We start from the raw sequence: 22343 nt of genomic DNA, 5'->3' as shown, positions 1-22343 counted from the left end.
AAGACAAGATCAAAAGATCGCAGCCTGCGGCAGCTCCTACAGGGGTTCATAGGTATCGGCCCCCTGGGTCTGGAGTTAAGACCCAAGTGACCGACGGAGTTCCTCAGGCCAGGCCCAAAACCTTGAACACAAACGCATATTCGAGCGCTACGTCACGTAATCCCTGATAACGCCCGCTCATTCCGCCATGCCCGGCACCGAGTTCGGTCTTGAGCAGCAGCAGATTGTCGTCGGTCTTGGTCGCGCGCAATTTCGCCACCCACTTGGCCGCTTCCCAGTACTGCACGCGACTGTCGTTGTAGCCGGCGATGACCAGGGTTGCCGGATAATTCTGCGCGGTGACGTTTTCGTACGGTGCATAGGCCTTGATCCGCTCGTAGACGTCCGGCTCTTCGGGGTTGCCCCACTCGTCGTATTCAGTGACGGTCAGTGGCAAGTCCGGGTCGAGCATGGTGTTGAGCACGTCGACGAACGGCACTTCGGCAATCGCCACGCCGAAGAGGTCCGGACGCTGATTCAGCACCGCGCCAATCAACAAGCCGCCAGCGCTGCCGCCGCTGATGGCCAGTTTTTCAGCGGTGGTGATGCCGTTGAGAATCAGGAATTCGGCGCAGGCAATGAAGTCGCTGAAGGTGTTGTGCTTGTGTTCCTGCTTGCCGGCGCGATACCAGGCTTCGCCCAGCTCACCGCCGCCACGCACATGGGCGATGGCGAAGGCCATGCCGCGGTCCAACAGGCTGAGGCGTGCGTGGGAGAACCACGGATCGAGGCTGGAACCGTAGGCGCCATAACCGTACAGATACAGCGGCACCGGTTTGCCGAGCATTTCGCGTTTCATCACCAGACTGATCGGCACCTGCGTGCCATCCGGCGCGGTGGCCCACAGGCGTTGGCTGATGTAGGCGTCGACGTCGAACGGACCGAGCACCGGGGTTTCTTTCAGAACGGTTTGCTCGCCGCTGGCCAGCAGCAACTGCCGAACCTGCGCCGGACGGTTCAACGCCTCGTAACGCAGACGGATGCGGTCGCTCTCGAACTCCAGACTGTTCTGCACATAGAGGCTGTAGGCCGCGTCCGGCAGTTGCACGCGATACGGCGTCTGGCCTTGCGGGTGAACTTCGATGATCGGCAAACCGCCTTCGCGCAGGCTCAGGGTCATGGCCGCGGTGTTCAGCGTCACGCCGTCGAGCATCACCGTGTCGCTGTGCGGGATCAGGTTCTGCCAGTCGGCTTCGCTCGGTACCGCACCGGTGTCCGGCGCCTGATACAGGGCGAAGTTGATGCCGTCGCGGTTGGTGCGGATGAACCAGGTCCACACGCCATCCAGCGCACCGTGGTCGACGTCGTATTCGTGATCCTCGACCCGTGGCGCCAGACAGGTGAAGGGCAGGTGCGGCTGATGCGCATCCAGTGCCCAGACTTCGCTGGTGGTCTTGCTGCCCAGGGTCAGCAGCAATTGCTGCTCGGAACTGGAGCGGTAGCAATGCAGGAAGAAGCGCCCGTCCGGTTCATGGAACACCTCTTCGGCGGCTGTGCCGTCGAGGCGATAGCGATACAGTTTGTGTGGGCGATGAGTGTCGTCGAGCACGCCAAAGAACAGCGTCAGGCTGTCGTTGGCCCAGGTCATGCTGCCGTCGCAGTCTTCGAACTCCAGTTCGCTGACCTTGTCGTTGGCCAGTTCCTTGACGAACAGCGTGTAGATCTCGTCGCCCGAGGCATCGACGCTGTAGGCCAGGCGCTGGTGATCCGGGCTGATGCTGAACGCGCCGAGCGAGAAGAAACCGCCATTGGCCAGCACGTTCGGGTCGAGCAGCAGTTGTTCGCGGCTTTCATCGAGGGTCAGGCTGTCGTCAGCCGGACGCGGGCAACGGTAATGCCGGGCGTACTCGTCACCCGCCGTGGTGCGGGTGTAATACAGATACGGCCCCCAGGGCGAGGGCAGGGACAGGTCGGTCTCGAGGATCCGGCCCTTGATCTCTTCGAACAGGCTTTCGCGCAGGCCGGCCTGATCGGCGGTCTGTGCTTCCTGATAGGCGTTTTCAGCCTTGAGGTAGTCGAGCACCGCGTCGGTGTCGCGTTCCTGCAGCCAGGCATACGGGTCGGCACCGGCAGCCTTGTGGGCGATCGGGGCGCGGAGGACGTGGGCGGATTCGGGCATGGAAGGCTCTCGGGCAATGTTCGGAATAAAGGTTTTCGCAGCTCTTGAAACCATCGCACTTCCCTGTGGGAGCGAGCTTGCTCGCGAAGGCGTCCTGTCAGATGACATTTGTTTCACTGACCCAACGCTTTCGCGAGCAAGCTCGCTCCCACAGGGTTTGCTGTTGGCCGTCTGGCATTGGGACAAGCCTGACGGGCGAAAAGTCGTTACTATAAGCGCCTCTTTGCCTGCCTTGCCATGGACACCATGACCGAGAACGACTATCTGATCGCCTGGGGCCTCTACGCCTTTGCCGCTGTGGGCTGCCTGTTGGTATGGATGCGCCTGACCCGCTGGATGTGGCGCTGGCTGCGCGAGCCGCTGCGGGTGCTGATGGCGGTGTTGCTGTTCAGCCCGACCATCATTGACCCGGTGAAAGCCAAGGTCGCACCGTCGATCGCCATTACCGCGCTGGATCTGGCCTTCAAGGTCGGCAACAACGCCTGGCGAGCGATTTCCGATCTGTTCATGTACGGCATGATTGCGTTCGGCATCTACCTGATTTTCGTGCTGATCCGCTTCCCGATCGAGCGTGCTTCCCGAGCGCGCCGCGAACAGGCCGAAGCCGCCAAGGCCGCGGCCCGTGCTGATGATCGCGACGACGATCAGCCGTTCGGTGGTGCCGGAGACGACCGTTACGGTCGCCCGCCGTTGCCGAACAATCCGCAACGCATGCGTGTCGAGCCGCGTCTGTAATCACGAGAGTCAGCACATGTGTGAACTACTGGGCATGAGTGCCAACGTGCCGACCGATATCGTGTTCAGCTTCACCGGCCTGATGCAGCGCGGCGGGCGCACCGGCCCGCACCGCGACGGCTGGGGCATCGCTTTCTACGAAGGTCGCGGCTTGCGCCTGTTTCAGGACCCGGCCGCGAGTTGCGAGTCGGAAGTCGCCAACCTGGTGCAGCGCTATCCGATCAAGAGCGAAGTGGTCATCGGCCATATCCGCCAGGCCAACGTCGGCAAGGTCTGCCTGTCCAACACCCACCCGTTCGTCCGCGAACTGTGGGGGCGTAATTGGTGTTTTGCGCACAACGGCCAGCTCGCCGACTTCACCCCGATCAAGAGTTTCTACCGCCCGGTGGGCGACACCGACAGCGAAGCGGCCTTCTGCGATTTGCTCAACCGCGTGCGTGCCGCATTCCCGGAACCGGTCGATATAGAAGTGCTGCTGCCCGATCTGGTCGCCGCCTGCGCCGAATACCGTAGCAAAGGCGTGTTCAACTGCCTGCTCAGCGATGGCGACTGGCTGTTCTGCTATTGCTCGACCAAACTGGCACAGATCACCCGGCGCGCACCGTTCGGTCCGGCGCGGCTCAAGGATGTCGATGTGATCGTCGATTTCCAGGCAGAAACCACGCCCAACGATGTGGTCACGGTGATCGCCACCGAGCCTTTGACCGAAAACGAAACCTGGACCCGTTACGAACCGGGCCAATGGAGCCTGTGGCGACGCGGCGAATGCGTCAGCCAGGGCACGACCGAATAAAGGATCTCTCCTCGATGTTGCTCAGTTATCTACGGCTGGTGTTGTTTGCGGCGGGCCTGTTGATCGGTGTCCAGGTGCCGGGGTTCATCAACGATTACGCCAAACGTGTCGAAGCCCATCTGATCGAAGCGCAGACCGGTTTGCGCGGTTTCCAAGGCACCGCCGAGCAGTTCTTCAAGGGCGACTTGCAGGCGCTGGTTGCACATTACCGCGCCAGTGACGATCCGGTGTTTCGCAGCGATGCCGACAGCCTGAGCACTTTGCTCGACCGGCAGTTGGCGCTGGATAAACAGTTCCAGGCCATGCAGGGCCCGTGGTACATCCGCTTCCTGCAAGTGGTGCTGGCCGCCGACCCGGACATTCGCAAGGAAACCTGGAACGGCTACAGCTACCAGATCCTGCTGACTCCGGAAGCGATGATCTGGGGCATGAGCGGCGCGTTGTTGCTGTCGTTCGGCATCGAGTGCCTGATTCGTCTGATTGACTGGGTGGTGCTCGGTGGCCGGCGTTTGCGCCAGAGCCGGCCGATTGAAGACCGCGACGTGCGCGGTCTTTAAGGACCGCGCGATCACTGTGGCGAGGGAGCTTGCTCCCGCCCGGCTGCGCAGCAGTCGTAAACCTATGAACTCAATTGTCCTGGATGATTAGGGTGTCTGGTTTTGGGCCTGCTTCGCAGTCCAGCGGGAGCAAGCTCCCTCGCCACAGGGTGTCAGGCACTCAAGACGATGTAGTTTTCACCAACCTTGCGCGCATACCCCTCCAGCACCTGCTGACACAACGTCACCATCTCCTCGACCCACTCCACGCCCACTCGCCACGACACCACCACTTGCAGATTCGGCGGCCGTTGGTCGATGTCGAGCAAGGTCAGTTCACCCCGCGCCAGTTCCTCGGCCACCAGCACCGGTGGCAGTACGCCAATACCAAAACCATCGCGCAGCAGCCGGGTAATCGCCGACACCGAGTTCACGCAGTTAAGCCGCGGCGCCAGCACACCGTTGGTCTGCATCAATGCCAGCAGATCCTGATGCGGTCGGGAGTTCTTCGAGTAGGTGATGATCCGTTCCTGCGCCAGTTCGCCGAGGTCGGCGTACTCGCGGTTGTAGATCGAATTGCTGGCGACGATCCAGCCCAGCGGATGGCTGGCCAGCTCCAGACTGCGCACGCTTTCGTGACGCACCAGATCGGTTTGCAGAACGATGTCGAGAAAGCCTTTTTGCAGCTGATCGCAGAGGTTCAGCGAGGTATCCGCCACCAGCTCGATTTCCACCCGTGGATACAAATCGGTCATCTGCGCCACCAACGGGCTGAGCCAGGTGTGGATCACCGTGTCCATCACGCCGATGCGCACCCGGCCAACCTTGCTCGAGCGGGTCTCGATCGATTGCTTCAGGGCTGACATCGTATCGAGCATCTGCTCGGCATAATCCAGCACTTTCAGGCCTTCGGGCGTCAGGCTGACGCCGCGTGAATCACGCAGAAACAGCTTCACCCCCAGTTCGCCTTCGAGCACCGCGATGCGGCTGGAAATCGACGCCTGGGTGGTGAACAGCTTGTCGGCGGTCAGGCGAAAACTCTTCAGCCGGGCGACCCAGACAAAGGTCTCGAGAAACTTCAGGTTCATGGCAACGGCTCGGGTGACAAATTTTTCTTATGCCTAAGGCGGGTTTTTATTCGTTGGACGCAGCAGGGCCGGGCGACGAAAAATCGGCGCATCCGGTTCCCACGATAGGCGTCGTCGGAACTTCGAACAAGACCAATAAAAGCCTGCGGAGACTTGCCATGCGTGCGCCCGACACCCTCGACCTCCCCAAGAGCACGGCCCGCCCCGGACCGTTCGACTGGTATCGCAACATCAATCAGCAGGAACGTCGCACCTTCTGGAGCTGCAAGATCGGCTATGGCCTGGACGGCATGGACACGCAAATGCTCAGCTTCGTGGTGCCGACCCTGATCGCCATGTGGGGCATCACTACCGGGCAGGCCGGGCTGATTCACACCAGCACCCTGATCGCCTCGGCCATTGGCGGCTGGGTCGCGGGGATTCTCTCCGACCGTATTGGCCGCGTGCGCACCCTGCAACTGACGGTGCTGTGGTTTGCCTTCTTCACCTTCCTCTGCGGTTTCGCGCAGAACTACGAACAGTTGCTGATCGCCCGGACCTTGATGGGCTTCGGCTTCGGCGGCGAATGGACCGCCGGCGCGGTGCTGATCGGTGAAGTGATCCGCGCCAAGGATCGCGGCAAAGCGGTGGGCATGGTGCAATCCGGTTGGGCGCTGGGGTGGGGGCTGACGGCGATTCTGTATGCGCTGCTGTTCTCGGTGTTGCCGCCGGAAGATGCGTGGCGAGCGCTGTTCATTCTCGGCATCGTCCCGGCAATTTTCGTGATCTTCGTGCGGCGTCTGGTGAAGGACCCGGAGATCTATCGCGAAGCCAAGGCTGCGCAAACTCCGCAGAACCCGGCGAAGTTCTACGAGATCTTCGCCCCCGGCATGCTGTTCACCACGTTCCGTGCGTCGCTGCTGACCACCGGTGCACTCGGCGGTTACTACGCGATCACTTCGTGGCTGCCGACCTTCCTCAAGAACGAACGCGGTTTGAGCGTGCTCGGCACTGGCGGGTATCTGGCGATGGTGATTGTCGGGTCCTACGTCGGCTATGTGATCAGCGCTTATCTGACCGATCTGCTCGGGCGTAAAAAGAATTTCATCCTGTTCGCGGTCGGCTCGTTCACCATTGTTCTGCTGTACACGCAGATGCCGGTAAGCAACGGGGTGATGCTGTGGCTGGGCTTTCCGCTGGGCTTCTTCGCTTCGGGAATTTTCAGCGGTATGGGCGCGTTTCTCACCGAGCTGTTTCCGACGCGGATTCGCGGTTCGGGGCAGGGCTTCTGCTACAACATCGGCCGGGCGCTGGCGGCTTTGTTTCCGCTGCTGATTGGCCTGCTCAGCCAGACAGTGCCGTTGAGCGTGGGTATCGGTGCGTTCGCGGCGGTGTCCTACGGCGTGGTGATTCTCGCGGCGTTGAGCCTGCCGGAGACCCGTGGCAAGCAACTGGATGCGCAGTAACTGATAACCTGCCGGGCAAGCGTCCTACAGACAAAAAGACAAGAAGCTACAGGAGTGTTCACCGTGAGCCGCCTGCTATTGAATTGCGACATCGGCGAGAGTTTCGGCAGCTGGACCATGGGTCTGGACGCCGAGGTCATGCCTTTCATCGACTGCGCCAACGTGGCCTGCGGCTTCCATGCCGGTGACCCGAGCATCATGCGCAAGACTGTCAGCCTGGCCCTGAGTCACGGCGTGCAGATTGGCGCGCACCCGGCCTATCAGGATCTGGTCGGTTTCGGCCGGCGTTCCATGGCCTATTCCGCTCAGGAACTGCAAGACATCCTGCATTACCAGATCGGCGCGCTCGACGGCATTTGCCGTGCGCAGGGCGGGCGGGTCAGTTACGTCAAACCCCACGGCGCGATGTACAACGACATGATGGCCAACCCGGCGCAATTGCGCGCGGTGATTGAGGCCGTGGCGGCTTACGATCGCAGCTTGCCGCTGATGTTGATGGCCACCCGCGATAACGCGGCGGCGCAGCAACTCGGTGACGAATACGGCGTGACCCTGTGGTTCGAAGCCTTCGCCGACCGCGCCTACGACAGCGCAGGTCGACTGGTTTCGCGGCAACTGCCGGGCGCGGTGCATCACGAGCCAGAAAAAATCATCGAACAGGCCCTGACCATCGCCCGTGGCGGTGACCTCGTCGCCAGTGACGGCAGCACGCTGCACCTGCAGGCCAACACCTTGTGCGTGCATGGCGACAACGCCAGTTCGGTGGCTGCCGTGAAGCGCATTCGCGAGGCCCTGAATCAGCAGAGCGCGCCATGAACCCACGGATTGAAGTGGTGGCCCTGGACTGCCTGATGCTGCGCCTGTTCGATGAAATCGCCGAAACCAACATGCCGTGGATGCTCGCTGCCAGTGAGCGCCTGCGCACGGTATTTGGCGCGCAATTGATTGATCTGGTGCCGTCCTACACCACGCTGATGGTGCATTACGACCTGACGGTACTGAATCCGAATCAGGCCCGTGAATTGATCGCTGAAGCGTTGATCGACCTGTCGCCGAACGCTCGAACCAGCGGCCAGTGCCATGTGTTGCCGGTCTGGTACGACCTGAGTGTCGGCCCCGAACTGAGCCTGCTGGCGCAGCGCAGCGGGTTGGCGGTGGAGGAGGTGATTCGTCGGCACAGCGCTCGCGAATATCAGGTGTTCGCCCTTGGCTTCGCGCCGGGATTTGCCTTCATGGGGCTGGTGGAAGAAATCCTCGCCGCGCCACGCCTGGACACCCCACGCAAGAAAGTCGCGGCCGGCAGCGTCGGTATCGCCGAGCGGCAGACCGCGGCTTATCCGGTGGTGTCACCCGGTGGCTGGAACCTGATCGGCCGCACCCCGATGAAACTGTTCGACCGCCTTCGCGACGGCTACAGCCTGATGCAACCCGGCGACACCGTGCGTTTCGAAGCGGTGAGCCATGCCGAGTTCATCAACCTGGGCGGCGATGACACGCCACTGGAGGCGCTGGCATGAGCCGACTGACGATTGAGGCCAGCACGCCGCTGTGTTTGTTGCAGGACGCCGGGCGTTTTGGCGTGCGCCATTTGGGCGTGACCCAGGGCGGCGCCTCGGATTGGAGTTCGATGAGTTGGGGCAATTGGTTGCTCGGCAATGCGCTGGATCTGCCGGTGATCGAAATCACCCTCGGCGGGTTTGCCGTAGTGGCGCAGCAAGATTGCCTGCTGGCGTTGGCCGGGGCGGATCTCGGCGCGCAGATCGATGGGCAGGCGCTGGCGCCGTGGCGCAGTTTCAAGCTCAGCAAAGGGCAAACCTTGAAGTTCAGCCAACCGCTGCTCGGCGCCCGGGCGTATCTGGCGGCGCCCGGCGGTTTCGACGCGCCGCAGGTGCTGGGCAGCAGTGCCACGGTGGTGCGCGAAGAACTCGGTGGATTAGATGGTATGGGGTTACCGCTGACCAAGGGCGCGACATTGAGTTATCGCGGTGCGGCTCTGCAGGTGCGTGAAGTGCCGCTGGCGCATCGACCTGATCTGCGCCTCAATGCGCCGCTGGATCTGGTGCTCGGCGCACAGATTGGTCAGTTCAGCGGGCAGAGTCTGTTCGATGTGTTCAACAGTCCGTGGACGCTCGACAGTCGCGCCGACCGCATGGGCATTCGCTTGTTGGGCAAGGCGTTGCAGTATCAGGGCCGGCCAATGATTTCCGAGGGCATTCCGCTGGGCGCGGTACAGGTGCCGCCGGATGGGCAGCCGATTGTCTTGCTCAATGATCGGCAGACGATTGGTGGCTATCCACGTTTGGGAGCGCTGACGCCGTTGGCGCTGGCGCGATTGGCGCAGTGTCTGCCGGGGGCGCAGGTACGGTTGAGGCCGGTGGTGCAGGACGTGGCGCACCGGGAGCATGTCGAGTATTTGCGGCGTTTTCGAAATAGCTGAGAGCTTCGCGAGCAAGCCCGCTCCCCCAGGGGAATGCATTCCAAATGTGGGAGCGGGCTTGCTCGCGAAGGGGCCATCACGGCTAACGAAGATTATTTCGACAGAAACCGCATCCCTTCCTCAAGCCCGCGCAGGGTCAGAGGATACATTTGATCCTCGATCAAATCGCGCACGATATTGGTCGACGAGGTATAGCCCCAGGTGTCCTTCGGATACGGGTTGATCCAGATGAGCTTCTTGTACTTTTCCATGAAGCGCTGCATCCACACGTAGCCCGGCTCTTCGTTCCAGTGCTCGACGCTGCCGCCGGCCTGGGTGATTTCGTAGGGCGCCATGGCGGCGTCACCGATGAAGATCACTTTGTAGTCGGCGCCGTACTTGTGCAGCAGATCCTGCGTCGAGAAACGCTCGGACGTGCGGCGCATGTTGTTCTTCCACACCGACTCATAAATGAAGTTGTGGAAGTAGAAGTACTCCAGATGCTTGAACTCGGTCTTGCAGGCCGAGAACAATTCCTCGCAGATCTTCACGTGCGCATCCATCGAGCCGCCGATGTCGAACAGCAGCAACAGCTTTACCGTGTTGCGCCGTTCGGGGCGCATCTGGATATTCAGCAGGCCGGCGTCCTTGGCGGTGTGGTCGATGGTGCCGTCGATATCCAGCTCTTCCGCCGCACCCTGACGGGCGAACTTGCGCAAGCGACGCAGGGCGACCTTGATGTTGCGCGTGCCCAGCTCCACCGAATCGTCGAGGTTCTTGTACTCGCGCTGATCCCAGACCTTGACCGCTTTGCCCTGACGCTTGCCGGCGTCGCCGACGCGGATGCCTTCCGGGTTGAAGCCGCCGGAACCGAATGGGCTGGTGCCGCCGGTACCGATCCATTTGTTGCCGCCGGCGTGACGTTCCTTCTGTTCTTCCAGACGTTTCTTGAACTCTTCGATCAGCTTGTCCAGGCCGCCGAGGGACTGGATCGCCGCGCGTTCCTCGTCAGTCAGCGAACGCTCGAATTCCTTGCGCAGCCAGTCTTCGGGAATCAGCGCCTGCAAGTGATCGTCGAGTTTTTCCAGGCCATTGAAGTAGGCGCCGAACGCACGGTCGAACTTGTCGAAATGCCGTTCGTCCTTGACCAGAATCGCCCGCGACAAGTAGTAGAACTCGTCCATGTCGGCGAAGGTCACGCGCTGTTTCAGCGCGTTGATCAGGTCGAGCAGCTCGCGCACCGACACCGGCACCTTGGCGGCACGCATTTCATTGAACAGGTTGAGCAGCATGACGATGCCCTTATCGAGAGCCGCGACGGCTCATGAACGCCAGGCGCTCAAGCAACTGCACGTCCTGCTCGTTCTTCACCAGCGCACCGGCCAGCGGTGGAATGGCCTTGGTCGGATCGCGTTCGCGCAGCACCGCTTCGCCAATGTTGTCGGCCATCAGCAGCTTCAGCCAGTCGACCAGCTCCGAGGTCGACGGCTTCTTCTTCAGACCCGGCACCTTGCGCACGTCGAAGAACACGTCCAGCGCTTCGCTGACCAGGTCCTTCTTGATGTCCGGGTAGTGCACATCGACGATTTTCTGCAGGGTGCTGCGGTCCGGGAAGGCGATGTAATGGAAGAAGCAGCGGCGCAGGAAGGCGTCCGGCAGCTCTTTCTCGTTGTTCGAGGTAATGATGATGATCGGGCGCTTCTTGGCCTTGATGGTCTCGTCGATTTCGTAAACGTAGAACTCCATCTTGTCGAGTTCTTGCAGCAAGTCATTGGGGAACTCGATGTCGGCCTTGTCGATCTCGTCGATCAGCAGGATCACCCGCTCTTCGGACTCGAAAGCCTCCCAGAGCTTGCCCTTCTTCAGGTAGTTGCGCACGTCGTGGACTTTTTCGTTGCCCAGTTGCGAGTCGCGCAGACGGCTGACCGCATCGTACTCGTACAGGCCCTGATGGGCCTTGGTGGTGGACTTGATGTGCCAAGTGATCAGCTTGGCGCCGAACGATTCGGCCAGTTGCTCGGCGAGCATGGTCTTGCCGGTGCCCGGTTCGCCCTTGACCAGCAGTGGCCGCTCCAGGGTGATGGCGGCGTTGACCGCCAGCTTCAGGTCATCGGTGGCGACGTAGGCCTGGGTGCCTTCGAACTTCATCTGCTAATCCTCGAACGGTAACGCCGACCTGCACGGGCAGGGCGGGGCGAAAAAATCGGATGCCCCGACTATAACGCGCAGCCCGGTCGACTGTGAACGCAGACGGCTTATTCAGTCTCTGAATGGAGCGTCACATGTTGACTCAGTTTCGGCCGATAGCCAGCATTCAGGGCTTGCTGATTTAGCGATAGCCTCCAGGATGCCCACTAAATCTGTGGCGAGGGAGCTCGCTCCCGCTGGGCTGCGAAGCAGCCCATTATCTGATGAAGGACGTGCATGATGTTACCGATGAAACGCCCCCGCCTGTCGGCGGTTCGTGTCTGGTCTGATTTTTGTCTGGAACTGACCTTTATCGATGATCAGCGATGGGTGGTCGATTTGAGTCAAGATCTTCAAGACGGTCCAGGACTCCAGCCATTGCTGGACCCTGAGATATTCGCCTCTGTAATCCTGGGCGATCACGGCTGGAGTGTGGAATGGCCGGAACCGGATATTCAGATCGGCGCAGATACACTCTATTTGGAAATGCTGGCGCAGCGCTCTAGCCCGCATCCGGCTTAGGCCGCTCATACCGCGCATTGAAAGCCTGAATGAAGCCATTGCGTAAAATCTGCAAAAACGCTTCGAACGCGCTGATATTTTGCTGGTGCACGTTGCCACTGAGTTCGACCTTGGTGGCGAACTGGTTTTTGGCCTGGTTCTTCAGCACGGTTTCCGTGCCGCCGACGATGGCCTCCCAGACTGAGCGGAAGATGCTCTTGTCCTTGTTCTCCACGTCTTGCTGCCAGTTGAAGACTTCGACGTCGCGCAGCAGCGGCTTGATGTAGCCAGTGACCTGGGCTTTTTTCGCCTGGGCTTCGATGACCACGTCACCATGCCCGGCGTTGAAGTCGAACTTGCCGTAGGCCGAGGCGAAGTCGTTCAAGCGCTTGAGTTCGATGTCGCGGGCACGCAGGCGGAACTGGAAGTCCTCGAAATTGCTCAGCGGATCGAAAGTCGCCGTGGTTTCCAGCGGTGCCTGGCCGAGCAGTTTGGCCTTGCCTTCGAAACGGGCGTCGCGTTTACCCTGTTTGTCGACCACGTTGGTCAGGTTGTAGATGCTCGCTTCGACATTGCTGGCGTTCATGTTGACCGGCGGTTTGGAATTGAAATTGCGGAAACTGATCTTGCCATCGTGGATCTGTACTTCGTCGAGGGTGATCGGCAGCAGCTTGCCCAGTTGTGCCCGCCAGTCAGTGCCTTTACCGGTCTGTGAATTCTGTTTGTTGGGGCCGCCATCGACGAAGTTGATCTCGGGATTGAAGAATTGCACCTGCGCTACCACGGCATGGTCGTACCACAGCGAGTGCCAACTGACCGCCAGATCGATCACGGGCGCGTTGACGAACGGCACCGGTACCTTGCCGTCGACCTTGACGATTTTCAGGCCGTTAATCCGGTAGGCGCCGCGCCACAGGGCCAGATCGACGTCGGTGACCTGGCCACGGTAATCGCCCATGTCGGCCAGTTTGTCGTTCAAGTAATCGCGCACCACGTAGGGCAGGGCGATGTGCAGGACGATCAGCAGCACAACGACGACGGCAAAAATCCCTAATGGCCAGCTGTAGCGACGCTTCATGGCAACAATTCCCGAACGATGTAAGCGATTGACTGTAGCGCGGCGCAGACGTTCGACCCGACTGGACTGTGTCCGGCAACAGGCATACCTTGAAAGGCTGAATTCAACGCTGCATAAGGACCCAGCCATGAGCCGTATTTTCGCTGACAACGCCCATTCCATCGGCAATACGCCGCTGGTGCAGATCAACCGCATCGCGCCGCGCGGCGTGACCATCCTGGCCAAGATCGAGGGGCGCAACCCCGGTTATTCGGTCAAGTGCCGGATCGGCGCGAACATGATCTGGGACGCCGAAAGCAACGGCAAACTCAAGCCGGGCATGACCATTGTCGAGCCGACATCGGGCAATACCGGCATCGGTCTGGCCTTCGTTGCCGCCGCCCGTGGTTACAAATTGATGCTGACCATGCCGGCCTCGATGAGCATCGAGCGGCGCAAGGTGCTCAAGGCACTTGGCGCAGAACTGGTACTGACTGAACCGGCTAAGGGCATGAAAGGCGCGATCGATAAGGCCGCCGAAATCGTTGCCAGCGACACTGGCAAATACTTCATGCCGTCGCAGTTCGATAACCCGGCCAACCCGGCGATCCATGAAAAAACCACCGGCCCGGAAATCTGGAACGACACCGACGGCGCCGTTGATGTGCTGGTGGCCGGGGTCGGGACCGGCGGAACCATCACTGGCGTTTCGCGGTATATCAAGAATACCCAGGGCAAACCGATTCTGTCGGTGGCGGTGGAGCCGGTGTCTTCGCCGGTGATCAGCCAGGCACTGGCGGGTCAGGAGATCAAACCGAGCCCGCACAAGATTCAGGGGATTGGCGCCGGTTTCGTGCCGAAGAACCTTGACCTGTCGATGGTCGACCGGGTGGAGCAGGTCACCGACGAAGAATCCAAGGCCATGGCACTGCGCCTGATGCAGGAAGAGGGGATTTTGTGCGGTATCTCTTGCGGCGCGGCCATGGCCGTAGCAGTGCGCCTGGCGGAGACCCCGGAAATGCAGGGCAAGACCATCGTGGTGATTCTGCCGGACTCCGGTGAGCGTTATCTGTCGAGCATGCTGTTCAGCGATCTGTTCACGGAACAGGAGAATCAGCAGTAATCGAATTGATGCAGATCAGTCGGGATTCAGGAACCTTATGCTAATAAATGCTTTGTTGCGCAATTCTTAACACTGAATCTTTGGTTCAGCGGGTGTTGCCCCACGCCGGTAGTGTTTATCATTGCCGGCTGCCATGCCTGGTGAAGGGCAATGCGCAGCGTTGTCTTTATTCAAGGAGTCGTTGATGACCTTTTCGTTAGCCGCCAAGGTGTTGGTGTTGCTGCTGTTTGTGGGCAGCATCCTCTATGTGCATTTGCGCGGCAAGGCGCGTCTGCCGGTACTGCGTCAGTTCGTCAACCACTCGGCGCTGTTCGCCCCGTACAACGCGCTGATGTACCTGTTTTCCGGCGTGCCGTCCAAGCCGTACCTGGATCGCAGCAAATTTCCGGAACTGGATGTGCTGCGTGATAACTGGGAAACCATTCGCGACGAGGCCATGCACCTGTTCGACGAGGGCTATATCCGAGCTGCCGAAAAGAACAATGACGCCGGTTTCGGCTCGTTCTTCAAGAAGGGCTGGAAGCGTTTCTACCTCAAGTGGTACGACAAACCGCTGCCATCGGCCGAGACCCTGTGCCCGAAAACCGTGGCGCTGGTCAGTGCGATCCCTAACGTCAAAGGCGCGATGTTCGCGCTGTTGCCGGGTGGCAGCCACCTGAACCCGCACCGCGATCCGTTCGCCGGTTCCCTGCGCTATCACCTGGGCCTGTCGACGCCGAACTCCGACGACTGCCGGATCTTCGTTGACGGTCAGGTCTACGCCTGGCGCGACGGTGAAGACGTGATGTTCGACGAGACCTACGTGCACTGGGTCAAGAACGAAACCGATCAGACCCGCGTCATCCTGTTCTGTGACGTCGAACGACCACTGAGCAACCGCCTGATGACTCGCATCAACCGCGCCATCAGCGCCTGGCTGGGGCGTGCCACCGCCCCGCAGAACCTTGACGACGAACGTGTCGGCGGAATCAACCAGGCTTACGCCTGGAGCAAGAACTTCAGCGACCGGTTCAGCGGTGTGGTCAAACAGTGGAAGCGCCGCAATCCCAAGGCCTACCGCGTCCTGCGCCCGGTGCTGGCAGTGGTGGTGTTGACGTTGCTGGGGTATTGGCTGTTTGGTTGAAGCCGGATGTTGAAATGAAAAAACCGCTCCTTGTGAGCGGTTTTTTATTGTCTGTGAGTCAGCGGCGCCCGGCGAGAACGTTGGGTTCGTCTTCAATGCCTGCAATCAGTAGCTGCAGAAAGCGCTGCTGATTGGCTGATAGCCCGGATGACACAATCTTTTCTTCTGTTTTGATTGATCTTTTCTTAGCGGGGGATTTCTTGACTGATTTGCGCATGCTCCCTCCCTTATTGATCATTACTTGAGCTGTTTTCACGATACTTTACTCTCCACTGCGAGGACAAGACGACCTTCCAAATCAAATTTGAAGCCGAGCTTTGTATAAACAGGAATTGCTCCCTGCATCGGCTCCTGGACTTCAATGAACTTGCTGCCGATTATTTGGGCGAACTCATCGATGACCATCATTGCCAAGGTTCCGATACGATTTTTCAGCGGGTGAGAATCTCCGGGTCGCCCTTCCAATCGTACGATTCGAATACGTTGGCGGCTTTTGTTCGGATTGACGAAACACAGTCCGCAGAGCTGTTCTTCGAACCAGATTGCGATATCCAGCGACAGGGGTTCTCGTGATTTCCATGCGGCAACCTCTCGCCAGCAAAAAAGTGGATTCTCCCAGAGCTCGAACGCGCTCAGTGCTATGGCGTCGATGGCTTCGAAGCGTACTTTTGACAAGTCTTGCCGCGCTGGTAGCTGCAATAGAGCTTTGGCGATGCTTGCCTGTTTCCTGGCCTGCGACCTGTGCAACTGATACCGCAAATTCGTCCGTTCCCTTGGCATGTGATTTCGAGCATTCCCTGTCTCCCCATCAATGGGCCTATCCGTTGCTCATCAGCCTATGCGCCAGCCTTCGACCTGTCCCTGCTGGCCCTTTGTCCAAATCGTTGCAATCCATGTCCCACGCTGGTTATAGTCGGCGCTCGTGAATCAGCTGATTCACTCTCCAAACCCTTCAAAAAAGATCAGCCCAATGCCTGCATCCCTCATCAACGCGGTAGTCGATTCAGCGGTCAACGCTGGCGTCGTGCCGTGCGGGAATCAGCAGCCAGGGCAGATCAGTCATTACCCTCCACCTGTCAGTAGCACGCCGGTGTGCGCAGTCGTATCACCGCCGGGCGTTGGCGTTTCGGGCTGATCGGCAATCTTTGCTGACCCCTGCGCCCGCCAGAACAACTACTGAATTTCAGCTTCGGCTGAGTTGGCTATTGGCCTGACTACAGGTGGTATTCATGTTTGTCCTTTCGAAAAAATCCGCGCTCGCGGCGACGTCCACGAGCCTGTTCGTTCTGCTGTGGAGCAGCGGGGCGATCTTCTCCAAATGGGGGCTGGCCCACGCTTCGCCCTTTGCCTTTCTGCTGATTCGCTTTGTGATCGCCCTGTGTGGGTTGCTGCTGTTGGCGCCGCTGCTCAAGTTGAAGCTGCCCAAGGGCGGTCGGCCGATGCTGTTTGCGCTGGCTACGGGCGTAGTGTTGTTGGGGGCGTATCAGATTTTCTATCTGCTGGCGCTCAACACCAAAGTCACGCCGGGGGTGATGGCGACCCTCATGGGCGTACAGCCGATCCTCACCGTGGTGTTGATGGAGCGCCAGCGCTCGGCGAGCCGGATGTTCGGCCTGGCGCTGGGGCTGGCCGGGCTGATCATGGTGGTTTATCAGGGGATCGGACTGGCGGGGATGTCCTGGGCAGGGATGCTGTTCGGCCTGCTGGCGCTGGCGAGCATGACCCTCGGCTCGATCATGCAGAAACGCATCACCGACAATCCCCTCGGTACGCTGCCGGTGCAGTACCTGGCCGGGCTGTTGTTGTGCGGGATCTTTGTGCCGTTTCAGCCGTTCCACTTTGAACACAACGCAGGCTTCATTGTGCCGGTGTTGTGGATGGGGCTGGTGGTGTCGGTGCTGGCGACGCTGTTGCTGTATCGCCTGATCGCCCGCGGCAATCTGGTGAATGTCACCAGTCTGTTCTATCTGGTGCCAGCGGTGACGGCGGTGATGGACTACCTGATTTTCGGTAATCGTCTGGCGGCATTGAGTGTGCTGGGGATGCTGTTGATCATTGTCGGGCTGGCGTTTGTGTTCCGTAAATCCGCTTGAAAACCACAAGGCTGCCCCGGGCATTTTCAGTGTCTGGGCCGGCCTCTTCACGAGCAAGCCCGCTCCCACCATTGGAATGCATTCCTCCTGTGGGAGCGGGCTTGCTCGCGAAGACTGACTTGTTAACCCCGCAAATCAGCGGACGGTTACGGCAGCGGGCTTCACCACCGCAGGCTTCAACACCAACCACAACGCCAGCGCAATCAACACCCCACCATAAACATGCGCCATCGACAATGGCTCATCCAGCAACAGCGCCCCCCACAACACGCCGAACGGCGGGATCATGAAGGTCACGGTCATCGACTTCACCGGGCCGATCGAACTCATCAGGCGGAAATAAATGATGTAGGCGAATGCGGTGCAACCCAGGCCCAGGCCCAGCAGCGACAGCCAGACACTCCAGCCACCCCAGCTCGCCGGAGGCTGCGTGATCACGCTGTAGCCGAACAACGGCAACAGGAACAACGTCGCGCCGAGCATGCTGCCCACGGCCGAAAGCCGGCTGTCGAGGCCACCGGCATGATCCAGCCAGCGTCGCGTCAGGAACCCGGCAAAGCCGTAGCAGGTGGTGGCGAGCAGGCAGGCGAGGGCGCCCATCAGCAGTTGCAGATCGAACGCCACGGGACCGGCGCGGGTCAATACGCCGACGCCGAACAGGCCGAGGAATACGCCGCCAAATTTGGCCGCGGTGAGCTTTTCACTGAAAAACAACGCACCAATCAACACACCCATCAATGGCGTGGTGGCGTTGAAGATGGCCGAGTAGCCGGCGGGCAACACTTGGGCCGCGACCGAGTACAGCGTCGCCGGAATCCCCGAGTTGATCACCCCTAGCAGCATCACCGTTTTCAGCTTGCCCTTGAAATCCCAGCTGATGCGCATCAGGCCGAGAATCACCAGCAGCCCCACAGCCGCAATCGACACGCGAAAGAACGCGGTGGGAATGGTGCCGATTACCGGGGCGATGATGCGCATGAACAGAAAGCTCGCACCCCAGATCGCTGCCAGCGACAACAAACGAAAGATATCGACAGGGCTCACGGTGGGTACTCCTTCCTTGATGGGGACGAGAGTGTTGCCGAGCGCCCCGACGATGGCAACCGCTAATCGGGCATTTAATTTCGCACTCAGAGCACGAAACGCGTCACCAGACCATTGAGGTCGATCGCCAGCCGTGACAGTTCCTGACTGGCGGCAGAGGTCTGGGTGGCGCCGGCGGCGGTCTGGGTCGAGAGGTCGCGGATGGTCACCAGATTCTGGTCGACTTCACGCGCCACCAGCGCCTGTTGTTCGGCGGCACTGGCGATTACCAGGTTGCGCTGGTTGATCTGCGAAATCGACGCGGTGATTTTCTCCAGTGCCTGACCGGCGCTGTTGGCCCGACGGAGTGTGTGGCTGGCTTGCTCGGCACTGCTTTGCAGCGCTCCGACGGTGGCACCGGTGCCTTGTTGGATACTGCTGATCATCAACTCGATTTCTTCGGTGGAGTTCTGCGTGCGTTGTGCCAGCGAGCGCACTTCATCGGCGACCACCGCAAAGCCGCGTCCGGCTTCACCGGCGCGCGCCGCTTCGATGGCAGCGTTGAGCGCCAGCAGGTTGGTTTGCCCGGCGATGCCGCGAATCACCTCCAGCACCTTGCTGATGTCCTGGGCCTGCGTGGCCAGGCCTTCGGCTTGCTCGGAGGCGCCGAGTACTGCGCCAACCAGTTCCTGAATCGAACTGATGGTCTCGCTGACCTGCACATGTCCGTGCTTGCTGTCCTCGTTCGAGGCTTCGGACGCCTCGGCACTGGACACCGCGTTGGCGGCGACTTCATCCACTGCCGTGCTCATCTCGGTGACGGCCGTGGCGGCCTGCTCGATCTGGTCGTTTTGCTGTTGCAGGCCACGGGTGCTCTGTTCCATCACCGAACTCATTTCCTCGGCGGCGGAGGCCAGTTGTTGCGCCGATTCGCTGATGCCCCGGATGGTCGAGCGCAGATTGCCTTGCATCTCGGCGAGGGCCGAGAGCAACTGCGCCGCCTCATCGCGACCGTTGTCGGCGATCTGGCCGCTGAGATCGCCGGCGGCAATTTTTTGCGCGACGTTCAGCGCCTGATTGATCGGTGTAGTGATGCTGCGGGTCAGCAACCAGGCGAGCAGCAGGGTGGCGATCAGGGCGACAACGATGATCGTCGCGACAATCCACAGCGCTCGCTGGTACATCGCAGCCGCGGCCCGGGCGGCGGCTTCGGCGCCCTGCTGGTTAAGGCTGATCATCTGCTCCAGAGTCTTGTCGAGCACTTTGCCCTGCGGGGCCAGATCATTGTTCAGGCGGTTGTAGGCCTGTTCGTTTTGCCCAGCGTCAATCTGGCTGATGATCTGGTCGAGAATGCTCAGGTACCGGGTGATGTCGGCGTTCAAACCGTCGAGCATCACGCGTTCCTGATCGCTGGCGAGTAAGGCTTCATGGCTTTTCAGGCGCTTGAGCAATTCTTCGCGCTGCACCTGGATCAGGCCTTTGCTGCGCTCACGCACGGCCGGTTGGGTGCTGGTGATCAGGCGCAGAGATTCGAGGCGGATGCTGGCGATATTCGCTGCGGCGTCATGAATGCTTTCGATACTCGGCATCCACGATTCTTCGATGACCGCGGCGCTTTCACGCAGGGTTTTCATTTGACCCAGGCCGAACAGGCCTACGATCACCAGCAGACCGGCCAGCACGGCAAAACTCAAACCAGCGCGCAAACCGATGCGCAGATTGCGGATAGACATCAAAGTGCTCCTTGATCTATGGGGGAGAAGTCGTCCTCGTGGGCCGAGGATCTTGTTGTGGGGCGGGTGCTGGCGGGCTGTATATCAAAGTGCCACTATTTTGGTAAGACCAATCGGTACGCTGTCCTGCCCCGCAATTGCCAACAGGGGCAAGGCCGCAAGCCAGAGGCCTGTCCTTGTGATTGGATCCGAAAGCCAGAGAATTCGCGGTCTGGCGCGGGAATGCCGAGCAGACCGAACGAGTGATTAATTGACCGAACGGTCATCTGAAAAAACTTTGATAAAAACTGTGTCGCTGTACAGCGCTGACGCGCATTTGGCAGAAATTGCACTTCTCCTGCGCGTGCATCCGTGGCTAAGCTCAGGCACAGATTTCCACATGCACGCAGAGGTCTCATCTATGCCGCAGCAATGGCCAGCCGCCGACATCGCCCGCATGATCCTCGATGGCTTTGACGATTACCGCGAGCATTTCCGGCGGATTACCGACGGCGCCCGCGAGCGCTTCGAGCAGGCACGCTGGCAGGAGGCGCAGACCGCGTCGGCGGCGCGGATCAACCTCTACGAAGAAAAGGTCGGCGAAACCATCGCCCGCCTGCGCGAGCATTTCGACGATGAGACGCTGATGAATGTCAGCAGTTGGCCGCTGGTGAAAAGCGCCTACATCAGCCTTATCGACCTGCGCTTCGACGATGAGCTGTCCGAGACCTGGTACAACTCGATCTTCTGCGGGCTGTTCAGCCACGACCTGATCAGCGACGGCTGCATGTTCATCCACACCACCCGGCCGAGCCTGCGCCGCGCCCGCGCTGCGCAAACCCGCACCTACAAGCCGCAAGGGCAGCTGTCGTCGATGCTCGCCAGCATTTTTGCCGACTATCGCTTCAGCGAGGATTACGCCGATCTGCCCGGCGACCTGCAGCGCCTCGAAGCACAGTTGCGCGAGAATCTGCCGGACTGGGTGTGCAAGGATCCGGAACTGAGCGTCGAACTGTTCTCCTCGGTGCTGTACCGCAACAAGGGCGCGTACCTGGTCGGGCGCATCTACACCCGCGACGAGCAGTGGCCGCTGGTGATTCCATTGCTGCACCGTGAGGGTCGGGGGATTCAGATCGACGCGCTGATCACCGACGAAGCCGACGTGTCGATCATCTTCTCCTTCACTCGCTCGTACTTCATGGTCGATGTGCCGGTGCCGGCGGAGTTCATCGGCTTCCTGCGGCGCATTCTGCCGGGCAAGCACATCGCCGAGCTGTACACCTCGATTGGTTTCTACAAGCACGGCAAATCCGAGTTCTACCGAGCGCTGATCAATCATCTGGCCAACACCGACGACCAGTTCATCATGGCCCCCGGCGTGCGCGGGATGGTCATGAGTGTGTTTACCCTGCCGGGCTTCAACACCGTGTTCAAGATCATCAAGGATCGTTTCTCGCCGTCGAAAAACGTCGACCGGGCGACGGTGATCGAGAAGTACCGACTGGTGAAAAGCGTCGACCGCGTCGGGCGCATGGCCGATACCCAGGAGTTCGCCGATTTCCGTTTTCCGCTGAGCAAGTTTGATCCGGCCTGCCTGGAAGAACTGCTCGAGGTCGCGCCGTCGACGGTCTCGGTTGAAGGCGACACGGTGCTGATTCGCCACTGCTGGACCGAACGCCGCATGACCCCGCTCAACCTTTACCTGGACAACGCCAACGAAGCTCAGGTGCGCGAGGCACTGGAGGATTACGGCCTGGCGATCAAGCAACTGGCGGCGGCCAACATTTTTCCCGGCGACATGCTGCTGAAGAACTTCGGCGTCACTCGTCACGGCCGGGTGGTGTTCTACGACTACGACGAGATCTGCTTTCTGACCGAAGCCAATTTCCGTCACATCCCGGCGCCGCGCACACCTGAAGACGAAATGGCCTCGGAACCGTGGTACTCGATCGGGCCGCTGGATGTGTTCCCGGAAGAGTTTCCGCCGTTCCTGTTCGCCGATGCCGGGCAGCGCAAACTGTTCGATCAGTTGCATGGCGAGTTGTATAACGCTGATTACTGGAAGGGTTTGCAGGAGGCGATTCGGGCGGGGAAAGTCATCGATGTGTTTCCCTACCGCCGCAAAGGATTGGATAACGAATAATCCCGGAGCATGACGAACTTGTGGCGAGGGAGCTTGCTCCCGCCGGGCTGCGAGGCGGCCCTGAAACCATCCACCGCGTCCTGTCAGTGACATCCCGACAACCGGATTACGATTGCTGCGCAACCGAGCGGGAGCAAGCTCCCTCGCCACAGTAGGAGGCAAATCTGCGACAATCGCCCCCCTGCATAAACAGACGACCGAATTGCGTAC

At 60.2% G+C, this 22343-nt stretch carries 20 protein-coding genes and 1 pseudogene; 12 read left to right on the top strand and 9 right to left on the bottom strand.

Annotated elements, in window-relative coordinates; all coding sequences use genetic code 11:
* Window positions 1-103: 103 nt before the first annotated feature.
* Entirely contained in the window at window positions 104-2158 is a 2055-nt protein-coding gene (locus AC27VU_RS09530) for a S9 family peptidase (protein WP_488723926.1), read from the bottom strand.
* A gap of 237 nt (window positions 2159-2395) precedes the next feature.
* Here AC27VU_RS09530 and AC27VU_RS09525 point away from each other — a divergent pair, with 237 nt between their 5' ends.
* Genes AC27VU_RS09525 through AC27VU_RS09515 form a run of 3 tightly spaced genes read left to right on the top strand, consistent with a single transcriptional unit; the run spans window position 2396 to window position 4243 of the window.
* Window positions 2396-2893 (top strand): hypothetical protein, encoded by a 498-nt coding sequence (locus tag AC27VU_RS09525; RefSeq protein ID WP_007969598.1) that lies wholly within the window; start codon window positions 2396-2398, stop codon window positions 2891-2893.
* Between the two features lie 16 nt (window positions 2894-2909).
* Window positions 2910-3686: a class II glutamine amidotransferase gene (locus tag AC27VU_RS09520; protein ID WP_003222625.1), complete on the top strand. Its 777-nt coding sequence runs from the start codon at window positions 2910-2912 to the stop codon at window positions 3684-3686.
* 14 nt (window positions 3687-3700) lie between these two features.
* Window positions 3701-4243, top strand: coding sequence for a DUF2937 family protein (locus AC27VU_RS09515; protein ID WP_003222626.1), 543 nt, complete (start codon window positions 3701-3703; stop codon window positions 4241-4243).
* Between the two features lie 152 nt (window positions 4244-4395).
* Here AC27VU_RS09515 and AC27VU_RS09510 read toward each other — a convergent pair whose 3' ends face one another.
* Window positions 4396-5310, bottom strand: coding sequence for a LysR family transcriptional regulator (locus AC27VU_RS09510; protein WP_226501588.1), 915 nt, complete (start codon window positions 5308-5310; stop codon window positions 4396-4398).
* A 158-nt stretch (window positions 5311-5468) separates the two neighbouring features.
* Here AC27VU_RS09510 and AC27VU_RS09505 point away from each other — a divergent pair, with 158 nt between their 5' ends.
* The 4 genes from AC27VU_RS09505 to AC27VU_RS09490 all read left to right on the top strand — a co-directional run bounded on the left by AC27VU_RS09505 (window position 5469) and on the right by AC27VU_RS09490 (window position 9192).
* Window positions 5469-6755 (top strand): MFS transporter, encoded by a 1287-nt coding sequence (locus AC27VU_RS09505; protein ID WP_003222629.1) that lies wholly within the window; start codon window positions 5469-5471, stop codon window positions 6753-6755.
* A 63-nt stretch (window positions 6756-6818) separates the two neighbouring features.
* Window positions 6819-7571 carry a 5-oxoprolinase subunit PxpA gene (locus AC27VU_RS09500; protein WP_488723925.1) on the top strand — a complete coding sequence of 251 codons (753 nt, stop codon included), beginning with the start codon at window positions 6819-6821 and terminating at the stop codon, window positions 7569-7571.
* Window positions 7568-8272 carry a 5-oxoprolinase subunit PxpB gene (gene pxpB / locus AC27VU_RS09495; protein WP_488723924.1) on the top strand — a complete coding sequence of 235 codons (705 nt, stop codon included), beginning with the start codon at window positions 7568-7570 and terminating at the stop codon, window positions 8270-8272. Before AC27VU_RS09500 ends, pxpB begins: the two co-directional genes overlap by 4 nt.
* Window positions 8269-9192: a 5-oxoprolinase subunit C family protein gene (locus AC27VU_RS09490; protein ID WP_488723923.1), complete on the top strand. Its 924-nt coding sequence runs from the start codon at window positions 8269-8271 to the stop codon at window positions 9190-9192. Before pxpB ends, AC27VU_RS09490 begins: the two co-directional genes overlap by 4 nt.
* Window positions 9193-9284: 92 nt before the next feature.
* On the opposite strand, the gene AC27VU_RS09485 is transcribed toward AC27VU_RS09490, so the two are convergent.
* Window positions 9285-10463, bottom strand: a complete 1179-nt coding sequence (locus AC27VU_RS09485; protein WP_003222635.1) for a vWA domain-containing protein — start codon at window positions 10461-10463, stop codon at window positions 9285-9287.
* Window positions 10464-10473: 10 nt separating this feature from the next.
* Window positions 10474-11319 carry an AAA family ATPase gene (locus AC27VU_RS09480; protein WP_003222636.1) on the bottom strand — a complete coding sequence of 282 codons (846 nt, stop codon included), beginning with the start codon at window positions 11317-11319 and terminating at the stop codon, window positions 10474-10476.
* A 279-nt stretch (window positions 11320-11598) separates the two neighbouring features.
* Here AC27VU_RS09480 and AC27VU_RS09475 point away from each other — a divergent pair.
* Window positions 11599-11865, top strand: a pseudogene (locus tag AC27VU_RS09475) (DUF2442 domain-containing protein); the annotation flags it as partial.
* On the opposite strand, the gene AC27VU_RS09470 reads toward AC27VU_RS09475, so the two are convergent.
* Entirely contained in the window at window positions 11861-12937 is a 1077-nt protein-coding gene (locus tag AC27VU_RS09470; RefSeq protein WP_003222643.1) for a DUF748 domain-containing protein, read from the bottom strand. The pseudogene AC27VU_RS09475 and the gene AC27VU_RS09470 overlap by 5 nt on opposite strands.
* A gap of 127 nt (window positions 12938-13064) precedes the next feature.
* On the opposite strand from AC27VU_RS09470, the gene cysK reads away from it, so the two are divergent.
* A complete protein-coding gene (cysK, locus tag AC27VU_RS09465) occupies window positions 13065-14039 on the top strand; it encodes a cysteine synthase A (protein WP_488723922.1) in 975 nt (324 codons plus the stop codon).
* 184 nt (window positions 14040-14223) lie between these two features.
* On the top strand, window positions 14224-15162 hold the full coding sequence (locus AC27VU_RS09460) for an aspartyl/asparaginyl beta-hydroxylase domain-containing protein (protein ID WP_103521574.1): 939 nt from the start codon (window positions 14224-14226) through the stop codon (window positions 15160-15162).
* 58 nt (window positions 15163-15220) lie between these two features.
* Here AC27VU_RS09460 and AC27VU_RS09455 read toward each other — a convergent pair whose 3' ends face one another.
* Together AC27VU_RS09455 and AC27VU_RS09450 are read right to left on the bottom strand one after the other, a co-directional pair.
* On the bottom strand, window positions 15221-15379 hold the full coding sequence (locus AC27VU_RS09455; RefSeq protein WP_003222649.1) for a hypothetical protein: 159 nt from the start codon (window positions 15377-15379) through the stop codon (window positions 15221-15223).
* 35 nt (window positions 15380-15414) lie between these two features.
* Window positions 15415-15942 (bottom strand): hypothetical protein, encoded by a 528-nt coding sequence (locus tag AC27VU_RS09450; protein WP_262143064.1) that lies wholly within the window; start codon window positions 15940-15942, stop codon window positions 15415-15417.
* Between the two features lie 449 nt (window positions 15943-16391).
* Here AC27VU_RS09450 and AC27VU_RS09445 point away from each other — a divergent pair, with 449 nt between their 5' ends.
* Window positions 16392-17255 carry a DMT family transporter gene (locus AC27VU_RS09445; protein WP_103484432.1) on the top strand — a complete coding sequence of 288 codons (864 nt, stop codon included), beginning with the start codon at window positions 16392-16394 and terminating at the stop codon, window positions 17253-17255.
* A gap of 135 nt (window positions 17256-17390) precedes the next feature.
* On the opposite strand, the gene AC27VU_RS09440 is transcribed toward AC27VU_RS09445, so the two are convergent.
* A complete protein-coding gene (locus AC27VU_RS09440; RefSeq protein ID WP_103484433.1) occupies window positions 17391-18299 on the bottom strand; it encodes a DMT family transporter in 909 nt (302 codons plus the stop codon).
* A gap of 86 nt (window positions 18300-18385) precedes the next feature.
* Window positions 18386-20011: a methyl-accepting chemotaxis protein gene (locus AC27VU_RS09435; RefSeq protein ID WP_400505695.1), complete on the bottom strand. Its 1626-nt coding sequence runs from the start codon at window positions 20009-20011 to the stop codon at window positions 18386-18388.
* A 400-nt stretch (window positions 20012-20411) separates the two neighbouring features.
* Here AC27VU_RS09435 and aceK point away from each other — a divergent pair, with 400 nt between their 5' ends.
* Complete coding sequence (aceK, locus tag AC27VU_RS09430; RefSeq protein ID WP_003222658.1) at window positions 20412-22133, top strand: bifunctional isocitrate dehydrogenase kinase/phosphatase; 1722 nt, start codon at window positions 20412-20414, stop codon at window positions 22131-22133.
* Window positions 22134-22343: the final 210 nt, after the last annotated feature.

Source organism: Pseudomonas sp. 14P5.3.2 (genome assembly GCF_057799175.1).
This window is presented reverse-complemented; position numbering and strand designations above follow the sequence as displayed.

Coding starts and splice junctions, on each gene's coding strand:
- AC27VU_RS09460 (WP_103521574.1), top strand. CDS start 14,224: ATGACCTTTTCGTTAGCCGCCAAGGTGTTGGTGTTGCTGCTGTTTGTG.
- cysK (WP_488723922.1), top strand. CDS start 13,065: ATGAGCCGTATTTTCGCTGACAACGCCCATTCCATCGGCAATACGCCG.
- AC27VU_RS09455 (WP_003222649.1), bottom strand. CDS start 15,379: ATGCGCAAATCAGTCAAGAAATCCCCCGCTAAGAAAAGATCAATCAAA.
- AC27VU_RS09510 (WP_226501588.1), bottom strand. CDS start 5,310: ATGAACCTGAAGTTTCTCGAGACCTTTGTCTGGGTCGCCCGGCTGAAG.
- AC27VU_RS09450 (WP_262143064.1), bottom strand. CDS start 15,942: ATGCCAAGGGAACGGACGAATTTGCGGTATCAGTTGCACAGGTCGCAG.
- AC27VU_RS09480 (WP_003222636.1), bottom strand. CDS start 11,319: ATGAAGTTCGAAGGCACCCAGGCCTACGTCGCCACCGATGACCTGAAG.
- pxpB (WP_488723924.1), top strand. CDS start 7,568: ATGAACCCACGGATTGAAGTGGTGGCCCTGGACTGCCTGATGCTGCGC.
- AC27VU_RS09445 (WP_103484432.1), top strand. CDS start 16,392: ATGTTTGTCCTTTCGAAAAAATCCGCGCTCGCGGCGACGTCCACGAGC.
- AC27VU_RS09520 (WP_003222625.1), top strand. CDS start 2,910: ATGTGTGAACTACTGGGCATGAGTGCCAACGTGCCGACCGATATCGTG.
- AC27VU_RS09470 (WP_003222643.1), bottom strand. CDS start 12,937: ATGAAGCGTCGCTACAGCTGGCCATTAGGGATTTTTGCCGTCGTCGTT.
- AC27VU_RS09525 (WP_007969598.1), top strand. CDS start 2,396: ATGGACACCATGACCGAGAACGACTATCTGATCGCCTGGGGCCTCTAC.
- AC27VU_RS09515 (WP_003222626.1), top strand. CDS start 3,701: ATGTTGCTCAGTTATCTACGGCTGGTGTTGTTTGCGGCGGGCCTGTTG.
- AC27VU_RS09505 (WP_003222629.1), top strand. CDS start 5,469: ATGCGTGCGCCCGACACCCTCGACCTCCCCAAGAGCACGGCCCGCCCC.
- AC27VU_RS09490 (WP_488723923.1), top strand. CDS start 8,269: ATGAGCCGACTGACGATTGAGGCCAGCACGCCGCTGTGTTTGTTGCAG.
- AC27VU_RS09485 (WP_003222635.1), bottom strand. CDS start 10,463: ATGCTGCTCAACCTGTTCAATGAAATGCGTGCCGCCAAGGTGCCGGTG.
- AC27VU_RS09530 (WP_488723926.1), bottom strand. CDS start 2,158: ATGCCCGAATCCGCCCACGTCCTCCGCGCCCCGATCGCCCACAAGGCT.
- AC27VU_RS09435 (WP_400505695.1), bottom strand. CDS start 20,011: ATGTCTATCCGCAATCTGCGCATCGGTTTGCGCGCTGGTTTGAGTTTT.
- aceK (WP_003222658.1), top strand. CDS start 20,412: ATGCCGCAGCAATGGCCAGCCGCCGACATCGCCCGCATGATCCTCGAT.